Genomic DNA, 18833 nt, shown 5'->3' with positions numbered 1-18833 from the left:
CCGCGTCCCGCCAGGCAGTGCAAGGCTCAAGACCAGCGCAAGGGTGACGCGGAGCGTCACGGGATGCATTCCCACGCGAAGCGTGGGAACGATCATCGCCGTCAGGCCAGGCCGGACTCGACCAACAGCGCTTCAAGCCCCATCAAATCCGGCACCTTCGCCACGTGCTCGCCCACCTGCACCGCCGCCAACTCCAGCGGGCACAGCGGCACGTCTACGTAGCTCAATTCGCTGTCGAGCTTGTACGAGCGGGGAATGCCCTGGATCACCAGCGCAATAAACTTCAATGTCGGCCGCCCGCCCAGCGCGTTCAGCACCACGATGCGCGAGCGCTCGGCGGTCAGGATTGCTTCGCCGCACACCGCTTCAAAGCTGATCAGGGGTATTTGCCGGTCGCGCCAGGTCACTTGCCGCAGGTACCACGGCGGCGCATCGCTGGCCGGTTCGCCGCGCTGGAAGTCGATCAGCTCGGCCACGGCCACATTGGGTAGCACCAAGTGGCGGTCGGCCAAGGGCAACAACAGGCCGGTGAGTTGGCTGGTGCGGTGGTCAAGCATGGGACTTGCTCCAGTAGGCGATGCTCTCCAGCAGCACCGACTCCTGGTACGGCTTGCCGAGGTAGTCGTTGACGCCGATGGCCATGGCGCGGTCGCGGTGTTTTTGCCCGGTGCGCGAGGTGATCATGATGATCGGCAGGCGCATCAGGCGCGGGTCATTGCGCACCTGGATCGCCACTTCGAAGCCGTCCATGCGCGGCATTTCAATGTCGAGCAGCATCAGGTCCGGGGTGTGTTCTTCGAGCAAGGCGATAGCGTCGATGCCGTCTTTGGCGGTGAGCACGTTCATGCCGTTGCGTTCCAGCAGGCGGCTGGTGACTTTGCGCACGGTGACCGAATCGTCCACCACCAGCACCAGCAGCGGGCGTTTTTTCAGTGGGTCGTTGAGGACCAGCGGCGCATCGACCGCCTGGGCCGGCAACGCTGGTTGGCGGGCGCGGATGTGCGCGAGCAGATCAATGATCAGCACCACGCGGCCATCACCCAGGATGGTCGCACCGGACAAGCCCTGCACGCCCGCAAACTGCGGCCCCAGGCCCTTCACCACTATCTCCCGCGTACCGACCATGGCATCCACATGCACCGCCACGCGCCGTTCGTTGTATTGCACCAGCAGCATCGGCACCGGCTGGTATTGGCCGAGCAATTTGGCGCGGCTGACGGTATGCAGCAGGTCGCCAAGGTAGAACAATTCGTAACGCTGGCCGCCATATTCATAACGCGGCGGGTCTTGCTGATAGTGCCCGGCCAACTCGTGGGGCAGCACACGCACCAGGCCTTCGATGGTGTTGAGCGGGATCGCATATTGATCGTCCGCGCACTGCACCATCAGCGCCCGGTTGACCGACACGGTAAACGGCAGGCGAATACGAAAGTGCACGCCCGCACCGGGCGTGGAGTCAATCACCATCGAGCCGCCAAGCTGGCGCACTTCTTCGTGCACCACGTCCATGCCCACGCCGCGCCCGGAAATCTGGGTGATTTTCTCCGCCGTCGAGAAGCCCGGTTGCAGGATGAACTGCAACACGTCACGGTCGCTGATCTCTTGATGGGGGCCGAGCAGGCCGCGCTTGATCGCCTTGCGCCGCACCGCGTCCAGCGGCACGCCGGCGCCGTCGTCACGCATGTCGAACACGATATCGCCGCCTTCGTGGGTCAGGTCCAGGGTGATACGACCCTTTTCCGGTTTGCCCGCCAGCACACGTGCTTCGCGGGACTCAAGGCCATGGTCGACGGCGTTGCGCAGCATGTGTTCCAGCGGCGCGGCCATACGTTCCAGCACGTTGCGGTCCATCTCGCCTTCGGCATTGCCGACCACGAACTCCACGTCCTTGCCCAACTCCTGCGCCACCTGCCGCACGATGCGCTTGAGGCGCGGCAGCATACGTTCAAACGGCACCATGCGCGTGCGCATCAGACCTTCTTGCAACTCGGTGTTGATACGCGCCTGTTGCTGCAACAGGTTGTGCGCATCCTGGTTGCGGCGGTCGAGGGTTTCCTTGAGGTCCAGCAGGTCGGAAGCGGACTCGGACAACGCACGGGACAATTGCTGCAACTGCGAATGGCGGTCCATTTCCAGCGGGTCGAATTCTTCATAACCCAAGCGCTCGGCCTCGGCCTGCTGACGGCTGAGGATACGGCCCTGGGTTTCGCTGTCGAGGCGGCGCAGTTGGTCGCGCATGCGCTCAATGGTGGTTTCGACCTCGTTGAGGGCCGTGCGCGCATCATTGACCTGCTGCTCGATGCGCCCCCGGAAGATCGAGGTTTCGCCGGCCAGGTTGACCAGATCATCGAGCAAATCGGCGGAGATTTTCACCATGTCCGCAGCCGGGTCGACCGCCGCTTCGGCCTTGCCGGCGGGCAGTGCAACCGGCGCCAGCGGCTCATCACTCGGGTGCACCAGGCTTTTGATCCGCTCGATCAGCTTGTCCACCGAGCCCACCGGCAAACCGTCCGCCACGGCATCGATCATCTGCGCCAGGCGGTCGTGGCAACCTTGCAGCAGCGAAAACAGTTCCGGCGACGGCGCCAGCAAACCGGCCGACAACCCTTCGTAGAGAAATTCCAGCTCATGGGCCAGATCGCCAATCGGCCCGATTTCGACCATGCGCGCGCCGCCCTTGAGGGTGTGCAGGTCACGCAGCAGGGTTTCCACTTCCTGGCGATTGTTCGGCTCAGCCTGCCAACGCAGCAGCGCGCTGCCGGAGCTGTCGAGAATATCGGCGGCTTCTTCGAGGAAAATTTCCAGCAACTCGGGGTCGGCGGTCGCTACTTCGGATGCTGCGACGGGGGCCGCTGGCGTGCTGCTGTGGCGCAACTCGCGCAGTTGCGCGATCAAGTCGCTGGAGTCGCTCAGGGGTTGTTGGTCTTGCAGTTGATCGAGCTGCAAGGCCAGCCGCTCGTGACTGGCCATCAACACGTGGGACAACTCGGTGGAGTAGCTGTAACGGCGGTCCACCAAACCTTCGTAAAGGCCTTCCAGCTCATGGGCCAGGTCGCCAATCGGGCCGATTTCGGCCATGCGCGCGCCACCCTTGAGGGTGTGCAAGTCTCGCTGCAATGAAGACAACGGCGCGGCGCTGTCGGGCTCCAGCAGCCAACGCTTGAGTGACTGCCCGGCACTGTCGAGGATGTCCACGGCTTCTTCGAGGAAGATCTCGACGATCTCATCGTCCATCGCCGTGTCCTGGCTCAACTGCGCCGTGGCCGCGCCCAATTCAGCGATGCTGAAGGTACGGCTGCCGTCGCTTTTGATCAGGCCGGTGGCCGACGGGTCGAGGGCTTCATCGAGCAATTCGCGCAGGGCCTGCACCCGCGCCGGCGCCGGGCTGATTTCCTGCCCCGCCGCCAACTGGTCGAGCATGTTGATCAGTGCGTCATGGGCCTGTTCAGCCTCGTGGAAAAACCGCTCGCTGACCGCCAGGCTGCTCTCCTCCACCGCGCCGTAGAGGTCAAGCAAGGCTTCGCAGAGTTCGTCGATGCTGTGCAGGTCGGCGATATGCGCGCCCTCGCCCAAGGTGGTCAACTCGTCCAGCAGTGCGGTGAGTTCCTGACGTTCGCCGGGGTGCTGCTGCCAGCGGCGCAACAGGCTTTCGGCGTCGAGCAGGATATCCATGCCTTGGGCCAGGAAATTGGCGATCAACTGCGGGTCGCGTTTGATGCGCAGGCCCGTGCTCGGCGCGTCGAGCAAGGCTTGCAGTTGTTGGTCAAGCAGGCGTTGGGTGCGGCTGATCAGGTCCGGCGCACCTTTGATCGGCACCAGCGGGTCGCTGTCCAGTTGACGCAGGCCGCGCTGGAACAGGCCTTCGGCTTCCAGCAGCAGTTCCACTTCGTCCAGGTCCAGCGGCAGGCGGTGGGCCTTGTACTCACGGGTCAGGTGATCCAGCGGCCGCGCCAGTTCGGCAATCGGCAATACGCCGGCCATGTAGGCACTGCCTTTGAGGGTGTGCAGGGCGCGTTGCAGCTCATCGCTGACTTGCAGCGGCACATGCTCGGCGGCCTGTTGCAGGAAGTGGTTAATGCTCTCCAGGTGGCTCTGGGCTTCGTTGCGGAAGATCTCCAGCAGCATCGGGTCGTGGGGCTCGGCCTTTGCACTGCCACTGGCGAGGGCATGGGCACGGGCGGCCAGGGCGTCGACTTCATCGCGCTGGTGTTGGTCGTCGGTGGCGAAGTCGGCGATCAATTCGGGCAGCAGGGCCACCGCTTCATCCAGCACGTGTTGCACGTCGGGGTCGAGGGCCACGCTGCGTTCGAGCACGCGATTGAGCAGGTTTTCCACGGCCCAGGCCAGCTCGGCCAGCACCAGCGCGCGGACCATGCGACCACTGCCTTTGAGCGTATGAAAGGCCCGGCGCATTTCGCCCTGGGCGGTTTTGTCGGCGCTGTTGGGCAGGTGGCGGTGCAGTACGTCGAGGACCTCGTCGGTTTCTTCGAGGAAGACTTCACGCAGTTCATCGTCGATGGGTTCTTCATCGGCCGGCGGCGGCAGCAAACTGCCGGGGCGATGCAGCGCCGGCGGGTTCAAGCGCGTGATCGGGCTGGCCAGGGCATCGAACTGGGACTGGCTCGGCGTGCTGTCGGCCGACAATGCACCCTCTGGCGCAACCAGCGCCTGACGCCAGGGTTTCTCGGCGGGCAGGTAACCCAGCGCGGCCAAGCCTTGGGTGGCCAGTTCCAGCACGCGTTCGCCCGCAGCGTCAGCGTCCTGGAGCATGCGTTCCAGGTAGTACTCAAGGCTGCTGATCACCTCGGCAAAATGCGCCAACTGCGCCTGGGTCGGCGGCGTGTCGTTGACCATCAACTGTTCGTCGACGTAATCGGTGCAACCGCGCATCAGGCTCGCTGCGCGTGGCAGTGGAATCATAGCCAAGGCGCCGCGCACCTGGCTGAGCAACTCCGGCAGGGATTCCAGGCGTTGGCGGTCCCAGTCGGCTTCGATGCAGTCGATCACCAGTTCTTTGGCTTGGCGCAGGCATTGGCACGACTCGCGGATCACCAGTTGATGAATCTGCGTCAGGTCGGTGGTGGGCAGGCGGCTTTCTTCGCGGCTTTCCGGTTCGACGGTGCCGACCATGCCGGCCAGTGTGGCCTCGACATAGAGCAAGGCGCCGGCGACGTCCATCAGTACGGCGTCATTGGGTTCGCGGTGACCTTGCACCAGGCTCAGCACCACGGCGAGCTGGTCGATGATCACCTTGCGCGGCTGGCCGAAGCCCAGCACGGCCAAGGTATCGGCGATCTGCCGCAATGGCGCCAGCAGCGTATCCAGGTCGTCGGTGTGTTGGCGGTCGCTGCGCACGAATAAGTCGAGGCGCTCCTTGACCCGCACCAGCTCCTCACACAATGCGCCGAGTACCGAGCCCATGGCATTGCGGTCCGGCCCGGCCAGGCGCGCCCGCTCGGCGTCGACCACGGCACTGTCGGGCAACGCCTCATCCAGGCCATAACGCTCCTTGAGGCTTTGCATGCGCGGCGTCGGACGAGTGACCTTGGCCACATAAAACAGCAGGCTCTTGAGCAACTCGTCCGGCGCAGGCTGATTGATACCGCCAATGCCCTGGGCCAGCAGACGCTTGAGTTGCTTGTCGCTGGCCTTGAGCAGGCTGCGCAGCGCCGGGCTGTTGGCGATCACGCCAGTGAGCATGCCTTCGACCAGCGCCGAGGTGACTTGCCACAAGGGCAACAGCGGCGCGCCCTGGCACAGCGCTTCGAGGCGCGCGAACACCCGCGCCATGTCTTCCAGGTTGCTCGGGCCATGGTCTTCGCGCAGCAGGCCGGCCAAAGCTTGTTGCAAAAGGTGGTGCCACTGGCGCAGTTGTTCGTGCAGTTCCGGCACTGCGCGCCGGGCCAGGGCTTCGTCGGGCAACGGTGCAATCGACAGCAGTTGCGGGCTGAACAGGCTGGTTTCCGACAACAGGCTTTCGCCGCGCGCACTGCGCAGGTCATTGAGCAGCGGCAACACCACCAGCGGCAGGTCGCGGCGGGCGCTGTGCACGCGGTCCAGATACAACGGCAATTGGCTGAGGGCTTGTTGCAGCAGACGGATGCTTTCATCGCGCTGGCCGACGCGCTCGGCTTGCAGGGCCAGGGTGAGTTCTTCGATCTCTTCGGCGAGCAGGGCTGCGCCGTAAAACTCCACCATCTGCAGCGCGCCATGCACTTGGTGGATGGCGGCCAGGCACTCGGCGATGGCGTCGCTGTCGTGGGTTTCGACAAACGCATCCAGCGCCGAACGGGCCTGTTTCAGGGTTTCGGCAATGTCGCCCTTGACCCATTCGAGGGCCACGTAGTCGTGCCGATCAACCATAACTGCTCCGCTTAAAATTTATGAGTTGCTGGTGTTGCCAAGAACAATGGAGATCACCTGTGGGAGCTGGCTTGCCTGCGATGGCGGACTGTCAGTTGATACCTATGCAACTGACCCACCGCCATCGCAGGCAAGCCACCTCCCACATTTGGACTGTGGTGTTTTCCAGATAGCATTTCAATCATCGGCCTGTTTAGGCGGCGGCAGGGTGAAACCCGACACCGACCGGCGCAACTGGCTGGCCATTTTTGCCAAATTGCCGATGCTTTCCGCCGTGGCCGTAGAACCCGACGACGTTTGCGTGGTGATCTGCTGAATCACATTCATCGTCAGCGAAATCTGCCCCGCCGATGAGGTCTGTTGCTGCGCCGCATTCGAGATGCTCTGAATCAGCGCCGCCAGGGTTTTCGACACGCCTTCGATCTCTTCCAGCGCCACGCCCGCGTCCTGGGCCAGCCGCGCACCGCGTACCACTTCGGTGGTGGTCTGCTCCATGGAGATAACCGCTTCATTGGTGTCGGCCTGAATCGCCCGCACCAGGGTTTCGATTTGCCGGGTGGCGGCGGATGAGCGCTCGGCCAGCCTTTGCACCTCATCCGCCACCACCGCAAAACCGCGCCCGGCGTCACCGGCCATGCTCGCCTGGATGGCGGCGTTGAGGGCGAGGATGTTGGTCTGGTCGGCAATATCGTCGATCAGGCTGACGATGTCGCCAATCTCCTGGGAAGATTCGCCCAGGCGTTTGATACGTTTGGCAGTGTCCTGGATCTGTTCGCGGATGTTGTCCATGCCATGGATGGTGTTGTGCACCACCTCGTTGCCCTTGTTGGCGATTTCCACCGAGCGCTCCGCCACGGCCGAAGATTCGGCGGCGTTGGCTGACACTTGATCGATGGACTGCGCCATCTGGTTGATCGCCGTAGAGGCTTCGGCGATCTGCTGGGCTTGGTGCTCAGAAGCCTGGGCCAGGTGCATGGCGGTGGCCTGGGTGTCCTGCACCGCACCGGCCACTTGCCCGGCGGTGAGGTTGATGGTGGCAACCAGATCGCGCAGTTGGTCCACGGAGTAGTTGATGGAATCGGCGATGGTGCCGGTGAAGTCCTCGGTGACCGAGGCGGTCACGGTGAGGTCGCCGTCGGCCAGGTCTTCGATTTCATCGAGCAGGCGCATGATCGCGTTCTGATTGCGCTCGTTCTTCTCGGCGGTTTCATGCAGTTGGCGGTTGGTTTCGCGCACCATCACCAGGCCGATCAGAATGATCGAGGCCAATGCCAGCAAACCCAGCACATAGCCGCCAATAGTGTCGAAACTGCGCCCGCTGGCGAGGTTTTCAAAACCTGTGGCCAAGTGCGAGGCTTCATCGAGCAGGGTTTGCGACAGGTTGAAGATATTGCTCGCCGAGGCCCGTACCTGGAACAGTTGCGGCGAGGTTTCGAGGATTTCATCCACGGAGCCGGAGACAAACTCGAACAGCTCCGAAATTTCCGCCAGCCGCGCGCGGGCGTCATGGTCTTCGACCTGGGTGATGCGCAAGCCCGGGTTGCCATTGAGCATACCGTTGAGCACCACACCAAAGCGGCTGGCATCGCGACCAAAGGCATCAGCGGCCTGCACGGCGGTTTCGTCACCGGCCAACACGGTGTTGACCGCGCCTAAAATGCGCTCGGCCAACAGCGACTGGCGTTGCGCCAAGGCTACCTGGCCGGCCGGTGCGCCACGTTGCAGCAGGATATCAACGACCTTTTCCGACTCCATCTGCAATTGCGGCACGGTTTCGGCGAGGGTCGCGGCCACTTGATGCAGGGACAGCACGGTTTGCTCGCTGGCGAGAATCGCGTCGGTGTTTTTCAGCAGCGCTTCCCAGTCGGTCTGCACCGCGCGCATTTCCGCACGAACCGCACTGGGCGCGGCGGGCAGACCGGTTTCGGTATCACCTTTTTTCAGGTAGCCCCAGCGCTGGGCAAAGTCGTTGCGCGCATCGCCCAGCAATTTGAACGCGGCGGCCTTGCCGGCAGCGGCCTCGGTGGCGTTTTTGGCGATGCGCTGGGACAGCACACGCAGCTCACCGGCGTGGCCGATGTACTGCTTGTCATAGGTGGACTGGGTGTTGAGGTACGCGAAGTTGGCAAACAACAGCATGATGAACACGATCAGCGCGATAAACAGCACGATGATCTGTGAGCGGCTGCGCGACGCGGCCTGGGGTTTGGGCGTGGTGACGGTGGTCATGCGGCAACATCCATAAAGCCCGGGGCCTGGGCCAGAGCGAAGGGGCTGAAGACTTGCCACAACTGATCGCTGTCGAACTCACCCTGGATAAACGGCGCGGCTGGGGCAGTGCTCACCAACAATGCGTCTTGTGCGAAATGCTGCATGCCCACTACCTCGTCTACCAGCAGCCCGACAAACAGGTCGTTGTACTCGACCACCAGCACCCGCCGCTGCTTGCGTGCCTTGGACAGTTCCAGGCCAAGAAAACCGCCCAGGTCCATCACCGGCAGCAAACGCCCGCGCAGGTTGGCCACGCCCTTGACCCACGGCTTGACGCCGGGCATCAGCGTGCAACGCGGCTCATGCAGCACTTCGGCGACTTCGCCCATCGGCGCCACGTACCAGTGGGGCCCCAGGCGAAAGCCGATCCCGCTCCAGCGTTGCAGGCGGGCTTCCTGGGACGGCAGGTCGGCGGCCAGCAGGCGGCAGCGGCGGTCGATGTCCAGCAGCAGCTCGAAGGCGGTTTGCGACTCGGTCATGATCGCGAGCCTTTAGCCGGCCAGTACCTTGTTCAAGGTGGCGATCAGGGTGTCTTCGTCCACCGGCTTGGTCAGGTAATCCTTGGCACCCTGGCGTGCGCCCCAGATCTTGTCGGTTTCCTGATCCTTGGTGGTGATGATGATGATCGGAATGCCGTTGGTTTCCGGCTCCTTGGACAGCTGGCGGGTTGCCTGGAAGCCGTTGAGGCCCGGCATCACGATGTCCATCAGCACGGCGTCGGGTTTTTCCTGACGGGCCAGGGCCACGCCGTCCGCACCGTTTTCGGCCTTGAGCACCACGTGGCCGTGCTTTTCGAGCATGCCGGTGAGTTTGTACATTTCAGTCGGCGAATCGTCGACGATCAGAACGCGTGCCATGGTTTTCCCCACTACATTGGTCGGCGCCGGCCCTTGTGAGGCGGCGTCAGTGTGCTTGTTCTACTGCGGCGAACCCAGGCACGTAAGCCTTGATTGCACCCAGCAGTTCTTCCTTGCTGAAAGGCTTGGTCAAAAACTGATCGACACCCACGATGCGCCCCTTGGCCTTGTCGAACAGGCCGTCTTTGGACGACAGCATGATCACCGGGATCGACTTGAACGCCGGGTTGTTCTTCACCAGGGCGCAGGTCTGGTAGCCATCCAGGCGCGGCATCATGATGTCGACAAAGATAATGTGCGGGTGATGATCAACAATCCGGGCCAGGGCATCGAAACCGTCGATGGCCGTGATCACATCGCAGCCCACGTTCTTCAACAGCGTCTCGGCCGTGCGGCGGATCGTTTTTGAATCGTCGATCACCATCACTCTCAAGGCGTTGGAATGCTGTTCCATATCTGCTCTACCATCGCCACAGCGAATCGGTTTTCGGTGTGTACTGCCTGATGTTGCACAGGATGAGCGCCGCAAGCCTTGGAATTCAAGGGCTGCTGCGCCGTGGCAGTCTTTTTAGCACAGTCTCCGGGCGCAATCTATCGAGCAACCGGCCAGGTGGTTTTTCCTTGACCCACAACAGCCGCAGCGCCACTCTGACGCCACTTTTTATGCGCCCTAATTTGCTAGAGGAAATCCCCCATGAGCGTTCGCGTCGGCATTGTCATGGACCCTATCGCCAGCATTTCCTATAAAAAGGACAGCTCGCTGGCCATGCTCCTGGCCGCCCAGGCCCGCGGCTGGACCCTGTTCTATATGGAGCAGCGCGATCTTTACCAGGGCGACGGCGAAGCCCGCGCACGCATGCGCCCGCTGCAGGTGTTTGCCAACCCTGAGAAGTGGTTTGAGCTGTCGGACGAAATCGACAGCCCGTTGAGCGATCTGGATGTGATCCTGATGCGCAAAGACCCACCGTTCGACATGGAATTCGTCTACTCCACGTATCTGCTGGAACAGGCCGAGCGCGCGGGTGTGCTGATCGTCAACAAGCCGCAGAGCCTGCGCGACTGCAATGAAAAGCTGTTCGCCACGCTGTTCCCGCAGTGCACGCCGCCGACCGTGGTCAGCCGCCGTGCCGACGTGCTGCGTGAATTCGCCGCCAAACACGGTGATGTGATCCTCAAACCGCTGGACGGCATGGGCGGTACGTCGATCTTCCGTCACCGCGCCGGCGACCCGAACCTGTCGGTGATCCTGGAAACCCTGACCGCGCTGGGCACCCAGCAGATCATGGGCCAGGCTTATATCCCGGCGATCAAGGACGGCGACAAGCGCATCCTGATGATCGACGGCGAGCCGGTGGATTATTGCCTGGCGCGTATTCCGGCGGCAGGCGAGACCCGTGGCAACCTGGCGGCCGGTGGTCGTGGTGAGGCACGCCCCTTGTCGGACAAAGACCGTTGGATCGCCTCTCAGGTTGGCCCAACCCTGCGGGAAAAAGGCCTGCTGTTTGTAGGACTAGACGTAATTGGCGAGAACCTCACCGAAATCAACGTCACCAGCCCGACCTGTATTCGCGAGATCGACAACGCATTTGGCACGAACATCGGCGAAATGCTGATGGCGGCCATTGAGCGCAAGCTACAAGCCAAGTGACATAGAACAGCCGGACACACACCAACATTGCGTTATCATGCGCCACCTGTGAAACGCGCGATGTTGGTTTTTTTGTCATGACACTCCCGTCCGATCTGCCCCCCGAACTCTCCCCCAGCGGCGTGCGCCCGGCTGATCGGCTCGGATTTACCCTGTTCCTGGCCGCCTTGATCCACCTCGCCCTACTCCTGGGCCTGGGCTTCACCTACGTCGAGCCCAAGCAGATCAGCAAAACCCTGGAAATCACCCTCGCTACGTTCAAGAGCGAAAAGAAGCCCGAAAAGGCCGATTTTCTCGCCCAGGACAACCAGCAAGGCAGTGGCACCCTCGACAAGAAGGCCGTGCCCAAGACCACCGAAGTGGCGCCCTTCCAGGACAACAAGGTCAATAAAGTCACGCCGCCACCCGCCCCCAAACCCGAGGTCAAGCAGGCCGCGCCCAAGGCTGCTGTGACCACCGTCGCGCCCAAACCGCAAAAAGCTGCGACCCAGCGCGAGAAAGCCAAGACCGAGCCGACGCCGGAGCCCGTCAAACCGGCCCCTACGTTCGACAGCTCACAGCTTTCCGACCAGATTTCCAGCCTTGAAGCCGAACTGGCCAATGAACAGCAGCTATACGCCAAACGCCCGCGCATTTACCGGCTGAATGCTGCCTCGACCATGCGCGACAAAGGCGCCTGGTATAAGGACGAGTGGCGCAAGAAGGTCGAGCGCATCGGCAACCTCAACTACCCGGATGAAGCACGACGCCAGCAGATCTATGGCAATTTGCGTCTTTTGGTGTCGATCAACCGCGACGGTTCGCTTTATGAAGTGCAGGTGCTGGAGTCGTCCGGCCAGCCGCTGCTGGACCAGGCTGCCCAGCGCATCGTGCGCCTGGCTGCGCCTTTCGCGCCGTTTACCGGTGACTTGAACGACATCGACCGCCTGGAAATCATCCGCACCTGGAAGTTTGCCAGGGGCGATCGGCTGTCCAGCAATTGATGACAACGGATCGTTCCCACGCTCTGCGTGGGAACGCATCTCAGGACGCTCCGCGTCCGCTTTTAAGAGCGTGACGCGGAGCGTCACAGGCGACACTCCCACGCAAAGCGTGGGAGCGATCACTAACTCCAGCTTGTCAGTTCGCCCCTCCAACGCCACACTAGTGGACATGAAAAATGTCAGCCCGACCTACCTCAAGCACCAATTCCTGATCGCCATGCCCCATATGGCCGACCCGAACTTTGCGCAGACCTTGACCTACATCGTCGAGCACACGGCCAATGGTGCCATGGGGTTGGTGGTCAACCGCCCGCAAGAGCTGAATCTGGCCGATATCCTTGAGCAATTGCGCCCCGAGATCGACCCGCCGGCGCGTTGCCAGGGCGTGCCGATCTACATTGGCGGGCCGGTGCAGACCGATCGTGGTTTTGTGCTGCACCCCACCGGGCCGAAGTTTCAGGCCACGGTAGACCTTGAAGGCGTGTCGCTGTCCACCTCCCAGGACGTGTTGTTCGCCATCGCCGACGGCGTCGGCCCCGAGCAAAGCGTAATCACCCTGGGCTACGCCGGCTGGGAAGCCGGGCAACTGGAAGCCGAACTGGCCAGCAACGCCTGGCTGACCTGCCCGTTTGACGCCGACATCCTGTTCAACACCGCCAGCGAGCTGCGCCTGGAAGCGGCTGCCGCCAAGCTGCGGGTCAACCTCAGCCTGCTGACCAGCCAGGCGGGGCACGCCTGATGGCTTTGCGCTTGATCCTCGGTTTTGACTACGGCACCAAACAGATCGGCGTAGCGGTCGGCCAGGTGATTACCGGCCAGGCCCGCGAGCTGTGCACCTTGAAAGCCCAGAACGGCGTGCCGGACTGGAACCAGGTCGAAGCCCTGATTAAAGAGTGGAAGCCTGATGCGGTCGTGGTCGGCCTGCCGTTGAACATGGACGGCACTCCCAGCGAGATGTGCCTGCGCGCGGAAAAATTCGCCCGCCGCCTCAATGGCCGTTACAACCTGCCCTTTTATACCCACGACGAACGCCTGACCACCTTCGAAGCCAAGGGTGAGCGCCGCGACCGTGGCGGGCAAAAAGGCAGCTACCGCGACAACCCGGTGGACGCCATCGCCGCCGCCCTGTTGTTACAGGGTTGGCTGGACGAAAACACCGCTTTATTTGAATCCTGACTGACGCGGCTTGCCGCGTCTTTTTACGTTTGAGTCCGGACCTTGCCGCGCCCTCGCCGCGCAAGGCCTTGAAGGAGCCACCATGAGCCTGCCCAATCCCGCCGAACTGATCAGCCAGATGGCGATTCGCCTTAAGGCCCACCTGGAACACCGCGCCATCAGCGAGCCGCGTTTTATCGGGATCCGCACCGGCGGTGTGTGGGTGGCCCAGGCGCTGCTGGAAGAACTGGGCAGCGATTCGCCGCTGGGCACCCTGGACGTGTCCTTTTACCGTGACGACTTCAGCCAGAATGGCCTGCACCCGCAAGTACAGCCCTCGGCACTGCCATTCGAGGTCGAAGGCCAGCATCTGGTGCTGATCGACGACGTGCTGATGAGCGGCCGCACCATCCGCGCCGCCCTCAACGAGCTGTTCGACTACGGCCGCCCGGCCAGCGTGACCCTCGTATGCCTGCTGGACCTGGACGCCGGCGAATTGCCGATCAGCCCGGACGTGGTTGGCGCAACGCTGTCACTGCAAGCCCATCAACGGGTAAAATTGTCCGGTCCCACGCCGCTCGAACTCGAACTGCAAGACCTTGCCCTTTAAACCGCCTTGTACAGAGTCCCCGCGATGACGCCTCTAGATGCCAAGCGCCCGCTGCAGCTCAATGCTCAGGGCCAGTTGCAACACTTCTTGTCCCTCGACGGTTTGCCCCGCGAACTGCTCACCGAAATCCTCGACACCGCCGACTCGTTCCTCGAAGTCGGTGGCCGGGCGGTGAAGAAAGTCCCGCTGCTGCGCGGCAAAACCATCTGCAATGTGTTCTTCGAGAACTCCACGCGCACCCGCACCACCTTTGAACTGGCGGCCCAGCGGCTGTCGGCCGACGTGATCACACTGAACGTGTCGACCTCGTCGGCGAGCAAGGGCGAAACCCTGCTCGACACCCTGCGCAACCTGGAAGCCATGGCCGCCGACATGTTCGTGGTACGCCACGGCGACTCCGGCGCCGCACACTTTATCGCCGAGCATGTGTGCCCGCAGGTGGCAATCATCAACGGCGGCGACGGCCGCCACGCACACCCGACCCAGGGCATGCTCGACATGCTCACCATTCGTCGGCACAAGGGCAGCTTTGAAAACCTCTCGGTGGCCATCGTCGGCGACATCCTGCACTCGCGGGTGGCGCGTTCGAACATGCTGGCCCTGAAAACCCTGGGTTGCCCGGATATCCGCGTGATCGCGCCGAAAACCCTGCTGCCGATCGGCATCGAGCAATACGGCGTGAAGGTCTACACCGACATGACCGAAGGCCTCAAGGATGTGGACGTGGTGATCATGCTGCGCCTGCAGCGCGAGCGCATGTCCGGTGGCCTGTTGCCGAGCGAAGGCGAGTTCTACCGCCTGTTCGGCCTGACTACCGCACGTTTGGCCGGTGCCAAGCCGGACGCCATCGTGATGCACCCAGGCCCGATCAACCGTGGCGTGGAGATTGAATCGGCGGTGGCCGATGGCCCGCAGTCAGTGATCCTCAACCAGGTGACTTATGGCATCGCCATCCGCATGGCCGTGCTGTCCATGGCCATGAGCGGGCAAACCGCGCAACGTCAATTCGAGCAGGAGAACGCCCAGTGAAGCTCAGCATTCTTGGCGCTCGCGTTATCGATCCCGCCAGTGGCCTGGATCAAGTCACCGACCTTCACCTGGAAGCCGGCAAGCTCATCGCCATTGGCGCCGCGCCCGCAGGTTTCAGCGCCAGCCAGAGCATCGACGCCAAAGGTTTGGTGGCCGCGCCTGGCCTGGTGGACCTGAACGTCGCTTTGCGCGAGCCGGGTTACAGCCGCAAAGGCAGCATCGCCAGCGAAACCTGCGCGGCCGCAGCCGGTGGCGTCACCAGCCTGTGCTGCCCGCCACACACCAAGCCGATCCTGGACACTTCGGCGGTGACCGAGCTGATCCTCGACCGCGCCCGTGAAGCCGGTAATTGCAAAGTGTTCCCCATCGGCGCCCTGAGCAAAGGCCTGGAAGGCGAACAACTTGCCGAGCTGATCGCCCTGCGCGATGCCGGTTGCGTGGCCTTCGGCAACGGCCTGGAGAGTTTTCGCAGCACCCGCACGCTGTGCCGTGCCCTGGAATATGCGGCTACGTTCGATCTGACCGTGATCTTCCACTCCCAGGACCGCGACCTGGCCGAAGGCGGCCTGGCCCATGAAGGCGCCGTGGCCAGCTTCCTCGGCCTGCCGGGCATTCCGGAGACTGCCGAGACCGTGGCCCTGGCCCGTGACCTGCTGCTGGTGGAACAAAGCGGTGTACGCGCGCACTTCAGCCAACTCACGAGCGCACGTGGTGTGGCGTTGATCGCCCAGGCCCAGGCGCGCGGCCTGCCGGTAACGGCGGATGTCGCGTTGTATCAGCTGATTTTGACCGATGAGGCATTGATCGACTTCTCCAGCCTGTATCACGTGCAGCCACCGCTGCGCACCCTGGCCGACCGTGAGGGTTTGCGGGCGGCGGTGAAGTCGGGTGTGGTGTCGGCCATCTCCAGCCATCACCAGCCCCATGAACGGGATGCCAAGCTGGCACCGTTTGGCGCGACAGAGCCAGGCATCAGCAGCGTAGAGCTGTTGTTACCACTGGCGATGACCCTGGTGGAAGACGGCTTGCTGGACTTGCCGACACTGCTCGCTCGCCTGAGCGCTGGCCCTGCCGAGGCGTTACGCCTGCCGGCGGGCAAGTTGGCGGTGGGTTCGCCGGCGGATCTGGTGGTGTTTGACCCTGCCAGCTCCACGGTTGCCGGGGAACACTGGCTGTCCAAGGGCGAGAACTGCCCGTTCATCGGCCATAGCCTGCCGGCGACGGTGCGCTACACCTTGGTGGATGGGCGGATTACCTATCAGGCCTGACTCCAGTCTGGAGTGGCCGCAGTAAATGTGGGAGCGGGCTTGCTCGCGAATACGGTGTATCAGCTGGCAAATATGCTGACTGATCCACCGTATTCGCGAGCAAGCCCGCTCCCACATTGGGCTCTCTAATAGGCTTGAGAGACTTAGCGCCCGCTGTTGCGCTCGGCATTGCGGATCGAAATCTGCGTATTCAACGTCCAGAAGTCATACAGCACCCCGATCAGGAACAAACCGCCGGTCAGCAGGTAGATCAGGCCGGTGATCCATTTGCCCTGGTACATGCGGTGCAAACCGAATACACCCAGGAACGCCAACAGAATCCAGGCCACGTTGTATTCGATCGGCCCGGCGGTAAAACGCAGGTCCGCTTCACGGTCCATGGCCGGGATCAGGAACAGGTCGATCAGCCAACCAATACCGAACAGGCCGAAGGTGAAAAACCAGATCGTCCCGGTCACGGGCTTGCCGTAATAGAAGCGATGCGCCCCGGTAAAACCGAAAATCCAAAGCAGGTAACCGATCACCTTGCTGTGGGTGTCTTGCTGCGTAACAACCTGTCGATAGGTGTTCATGGAGTACCTCTTTCGCCTCGATAGATAAATTTTTTCATTTTCTTTGTGACTTTTTTACGGGCGCCCGACGCACGGCAAATGGTATCTTCCCTCCCGCAAAGCCTTATGCCACCTGACCTCTGTAGGACAATTGCGGCAATTCGTCGCGTTTTTCCAGAGTTTGACCCCAGAGTTCAGTCGACAAACGGCCTGAGAACGACACAAAAAGCTGTTATAAAGTTGCGCGCAAACCTAAAAGAGCCACGCCTAATGCGACCATTTTTCAAGACATGGCTAACCATCTGCCTATTAATGCCACTGGCCGCCCACGCCACCAATCGTGAGCAACGTCTTCCTAACGTTAACGGTTTCACCCCTAAAGTTCACAGCACACCCAGCACTGCCAAGTCGGTAAAGCTGACCGTCAACCGCCCGACTCAAGTGAGCAAGGCCCACGGTAAAGCGATCCACACCCAACTGGCCGTCAACACCAAGCAAAGCAGCAATGTCCTCAGCCGCGCCGTTAACGTGCTCGGTACTCCTTATCGTTGGGGCGGCAGCAGCCCAAGTAAAGGGTTCGACTGCAGCGGTTTGGTGAAATATGCGTTTAATGATGTAAAAGCGGTGGATTTGCCCCGCACCTCCAACGCCATGGCTGCCGGCCACGGCTTGAAGGTTGATCGCAAGGATTTAAAACCGGGCGACCTGTTGTTCTTCAAACTGAAGAGCCGCCAGGTCAACCACGTTGCCATCTACCTGGGCAACGACCGCTTTATCCACGCACCGCGCCGTGGCAAGTCGGTGAGCATCGACACGCTGAAAAAGCCGTTCTGGGACAAGAACTACGTGATTGCCAAGCGTGTTCTGCCTAAAGAGCAGAATAACCTGCGGGTTGTTCAGCGCTGATCCCAGGCTGAATGCACTACAAAATGTGGGAGCTGGCTTGCCTGCGATAGCGAACTGCCAGGCGACATCTCTGTCGACTGGCACACCGTCATCGCAGGCAAGCCAGCTCCCACACTGATTTCATCGGCGTTCAGATATCTGTCGGCACCCGCGCCAGCCCCCGCGCATCCTCCCGGCTGATCAGCCCCTCGCTGACCAACGCCTTCAAGCTCATATCCAGGGTTTTCATCTCCAACGCCCCGCCGGTTTGAATCGCCGAGACCATCTGCGCCACCTTGTCCTCGCGGATCAGGTTACGGATGGCTGGCGTGCCCAGCATGATCTCGTGCGCCGCCACCCGGCCGCCGCCGAGCTTTTTGACCAGCACCTGGGACACCACCGCCTGCAACGACTCCGACAACATGGCGCGCACCATGGCTTTTTCCCCCGCCGGGAACACGTCCACCAGTCGGTCCACGCTCTTTGCCGCTGAAGAGGTGTGCAGCGTGCCCAATACCAAATGCCCGGTCTCTGCGGCCGTCAGCGCCAGGCGGATGGTTTCGAGGTCACGCAGCTCGCCCACCAGAATCACATCCGGGTCTTCACGCAGGGCCGACCGCAGCGCCGCCGAAAAACTATGGGTGTCGCGGTGCACCTGGCGCTGATTGATCAGGGCCATTTTCGGCCTGTGGATAAATTCGATCGGATCTTCCAGCGTGAGGATGTGCTGGCGTCGGTGCTGGTTGAGGTGGTCGATCATCGCCGCCAGCGTCGTCGACTTGCCGGAGCCGGTCGCGCCGGTTACCAGCACCAGGCCGCGCGGCAGCTGCGCGATACGGCGCAAGACCTCGCCTAATCCGAGGTCTTCCAGGCTTTGCACTTCGGTGGGGATGGTGCGAAACACTGCGCCCATGCCGCGATCCTGGCGGAACACATTCGCGCGGAACCGCGCCAGGCCCGGCAGCGTGAAGGCAAAATCCGTTTCAAGAGATGTTTCGAAATCCTTTTGTTGGTGCTGATTGAGCAAAGGGCTTAATAGGTCCGCAACTTGCGTAGGCGAAAGTACCGGGCCCTCCAATGGCCAGATTTCGCCATCGACACGCAGCATCGGCGCCAGGCCAGCCGACAAATGCAGGTCGGAGGCGCCACGGCGCACGCTGGCCGTCAGCAGTTCAGTGATATCCATAGGGCTTTCCATTTCCAGTAGAATGCC

Annotated in this window: 16 protein-coding genes; 8 read left to right on the top strand and 8 right to left on the bottom strand. The window is 62.1% G+C overall.

Annotated elements, in window-relative coordinates; all coding sequences use genetic code 11:
• Positions 1–101 precede the first annotated feature (101 nt).
• The 6 genes from AOA59_RS17400 to pilG all read right to left on the bottom strand — a co-directional run bounded on the left by AOA59_RS17400 (position 102) and on the right by pilG (position 9945).
• Complete coding sequence (locus tag AOA59_RS17400) at positions 102–557, bottom strand: chemotaxis protein CheW (RefSeq protein ID WP_065912199.1); 456 nt, start codon at positions 555–557, stop codon at positions 102–104.
• Positions 550–6363, bottom strand: a complete 5814-nt coding sequence (locus AOA59_RS17395; protein ID WP_099488456.1) for an Hpt domain-containing protein — start codon at positions 6361–6363, stop codon at positions 550–552. Before AOA59_RS17395 ends, AOA59_RS17400 begins: the two co-directional genes overlap by 8 nt.
• Positions 6364–6540: 177 nt before the next feature.
• On the bottom strand, positions 6541–8592 hold the full coding sequence (locus AOA59_RS17390) for a methyl-accepting chemotaxis protein (RefSeq protein ID WP_065912201.1): 2052 nt from the start codon (positions 8590–8592) through the stop codon (positions 6541–6543).
• Positions 8589–9113 (bottom strand): chemotaxis protein CheW, encoded by a 525-nt coding sequence (locus tag AOA59_RS17385; RefSeq protein ID WP_065912202.1) that lies wholly within the window; start codon positions 9111–9113, stop codon positions 8589–8591. The genes AOA59_RS17390 and AOA59_RS17385 overlap by 4 nt, the downstream gene beginning before the upstream one ends.
• Positions 9114–9125: 12 nt before the next feature.
• Complete coding sequence (gene pilH / locus AOA59_RS17380; protein WP_017139442.1) at positions 9126–9491, bottom strand: twitching motility response regulator PilH; 366 nt, start codon at positions 9489–9491, stop codon at positions 9126–9128.
• Positions 9492–9537: 46 nt separating this feature from the next.
• The gene (gene pilG / locus AOA59_RS17375; RefSeq protein WP_010564379.1) at positions 9538–9945 is read right to left on the bottom strand and encodes a twitching motility response regulator PilG; all 408 of its coding nucleotides are present in this window, start codon (positions 9943–9945) and stop codon (positions 9538–9540) included.
• A 240-nt stretch (positions 9946–10185) separates the two neighbouring features.
• Here pilG and gshB point away from each other — a divergent pair, with 240 nt between their 5' ends.
• From gshB to AOA59_RS17340, 7 genes are all read left to right on the top strand, one after another.
• Positions 10186–11139, top strand: coding sequence for a glutathione synthase (gene gshB / locus AOA59_RS17370; RefSeq protein ID WP_056857702.1), 954 nt, complete (start codon positions 10186–10188; stop codon positions 11137–11139).
• Positions 11140–11216: 77 nt separating this feature from the next.
• Positions 11217–12122, top strand: coding sequence for an energy transducer TonB (locus tag AOA59_RS17365; protein WP_058422192.1), 906 nt, complete (start codon positions 11217–11219; stop codon positions 12120–12122).
• 169 nt (positions 12123–12291) lie between these two features.
• Entirely contained in the window at positions 12292–12861 is a 570-nt protein-coding gene (locus AOA59_RS17360) for a YqgE/AlgH family protein (RefSeq protein ID WP_017139445.1), read from the top strand.
• Positions 12861–13298, top strand: a complete 438-nt coding sequence (gene ruvX / locus AOA59_RS17355) for a Holliday junction resolvase RuvX (protein WP_003213744.1) — start codon at positions 12861–12863, stop codon at positions 13296–13298. Before AOA59_RS17360 ends, ruvX begins: the two co-directional genes overlap by 1 nt.
• Before the next feature lie 82 nt (positions 13299–13380).
• Positions 13381–13887 (top strand): bifunctional pyr operon transcriptional regulator/uracil phosphoribosyltransferase PyrR, encoded by a 507-nt coding sequence (gene pyrR / locus AOA59_RS17350; protein ID WP_017139446.1) that lies wholly within the window; start codon positions 13381–13383, stop codon positions 13885–13887.
• 24 nt (positions 13888–13911) lie between these two features.
• The gene (locus AOA59_RS17345) at positions 13912–14916 is read left to right on the top strand and encodes an aspartate carbamoyltransferase catalytic subunit (RefSeq protein WP_056857699.1); all 1005 of its coding nucleotides are present in this window, start codon (positions 13912–13914) and stop codon (positions 14914–14916) included.
• Positions 14913–16184, top strand: coding sequence for a dihydroorotase (locus AOA59_RS17340; protein WP_099488454.1), 1272 nt, complete (start codon positions 14913–14915; stop codon positions 16182–16184). Before AOA59_RS17345 ends, AOA59_RS17340 begins: the two co-directional genes overlap by 4 nt.
• 143 nt (positions 16185–16327) lie before the next feature.
• On the opposite strand, the gene AOA59_RS17335 is transcribed toward AOA59_RS17340, so the two are convergent.
• Positions 16328–16756, bottom strand: a complete 429-nt coding sequence (locus AOA59_RS17335) for a TM2 domain-containing protein (RefSeq protein WP_065912210.1) — start codon at positions 16754–16756, stop codon at positions 16328–16330.
• A 249-nt stretch (positions 16757–17005) separates the two neighbouring features.
• On the opposite strand from AOA59_RS17335, the gene AOA59_RS17330 reads away from it, so the two are divergent.
• Positions 17006–17641, top strand: coding sequence for a C40 family peptidase (locus AOA59_RS17330; protein ID WP_017139450.1), 636 nt, complete (start codon positions 17006–17008; stop codon positions 17639–17641).
• A 130-nt stretch (positions 17642–17771) separates the two neighbouring features.
• Here AOA59_RS17330 and AOA59_RS17325 read toward each other — a convergent pair whose 3' ends face one another.
• The gene (locus tag AOA59_RS17325) at positions 17772–18806 is read right to left on the bottom strand and encodes a type IV pilus twitching motility protein PilT (protein ID WP_099488453.1); all 1035 of its coding nucleotides are present in this window, start codon (positions 18804–18806) and stop codon (positions 17772–17774) included.
• Positions 18807–18833: the final 27 nt, after the last annotated feature.

Source organism: Pseudomonas sp. 2822-15, assembly GCF_002742515.1.
Classification (GTDB): domain Bacteria; phylum Pseudomonadota; class Gammaproteobacteria; order Pseudomonadales; family Pseudomonadaceae; genus Aquipseudomonas; species Aquipseudomonas salomonii.
Note: the sequence above shows the minus strand (reverse complement) of the source record. Positions and strands in the feature narration are given on the sequence as shown.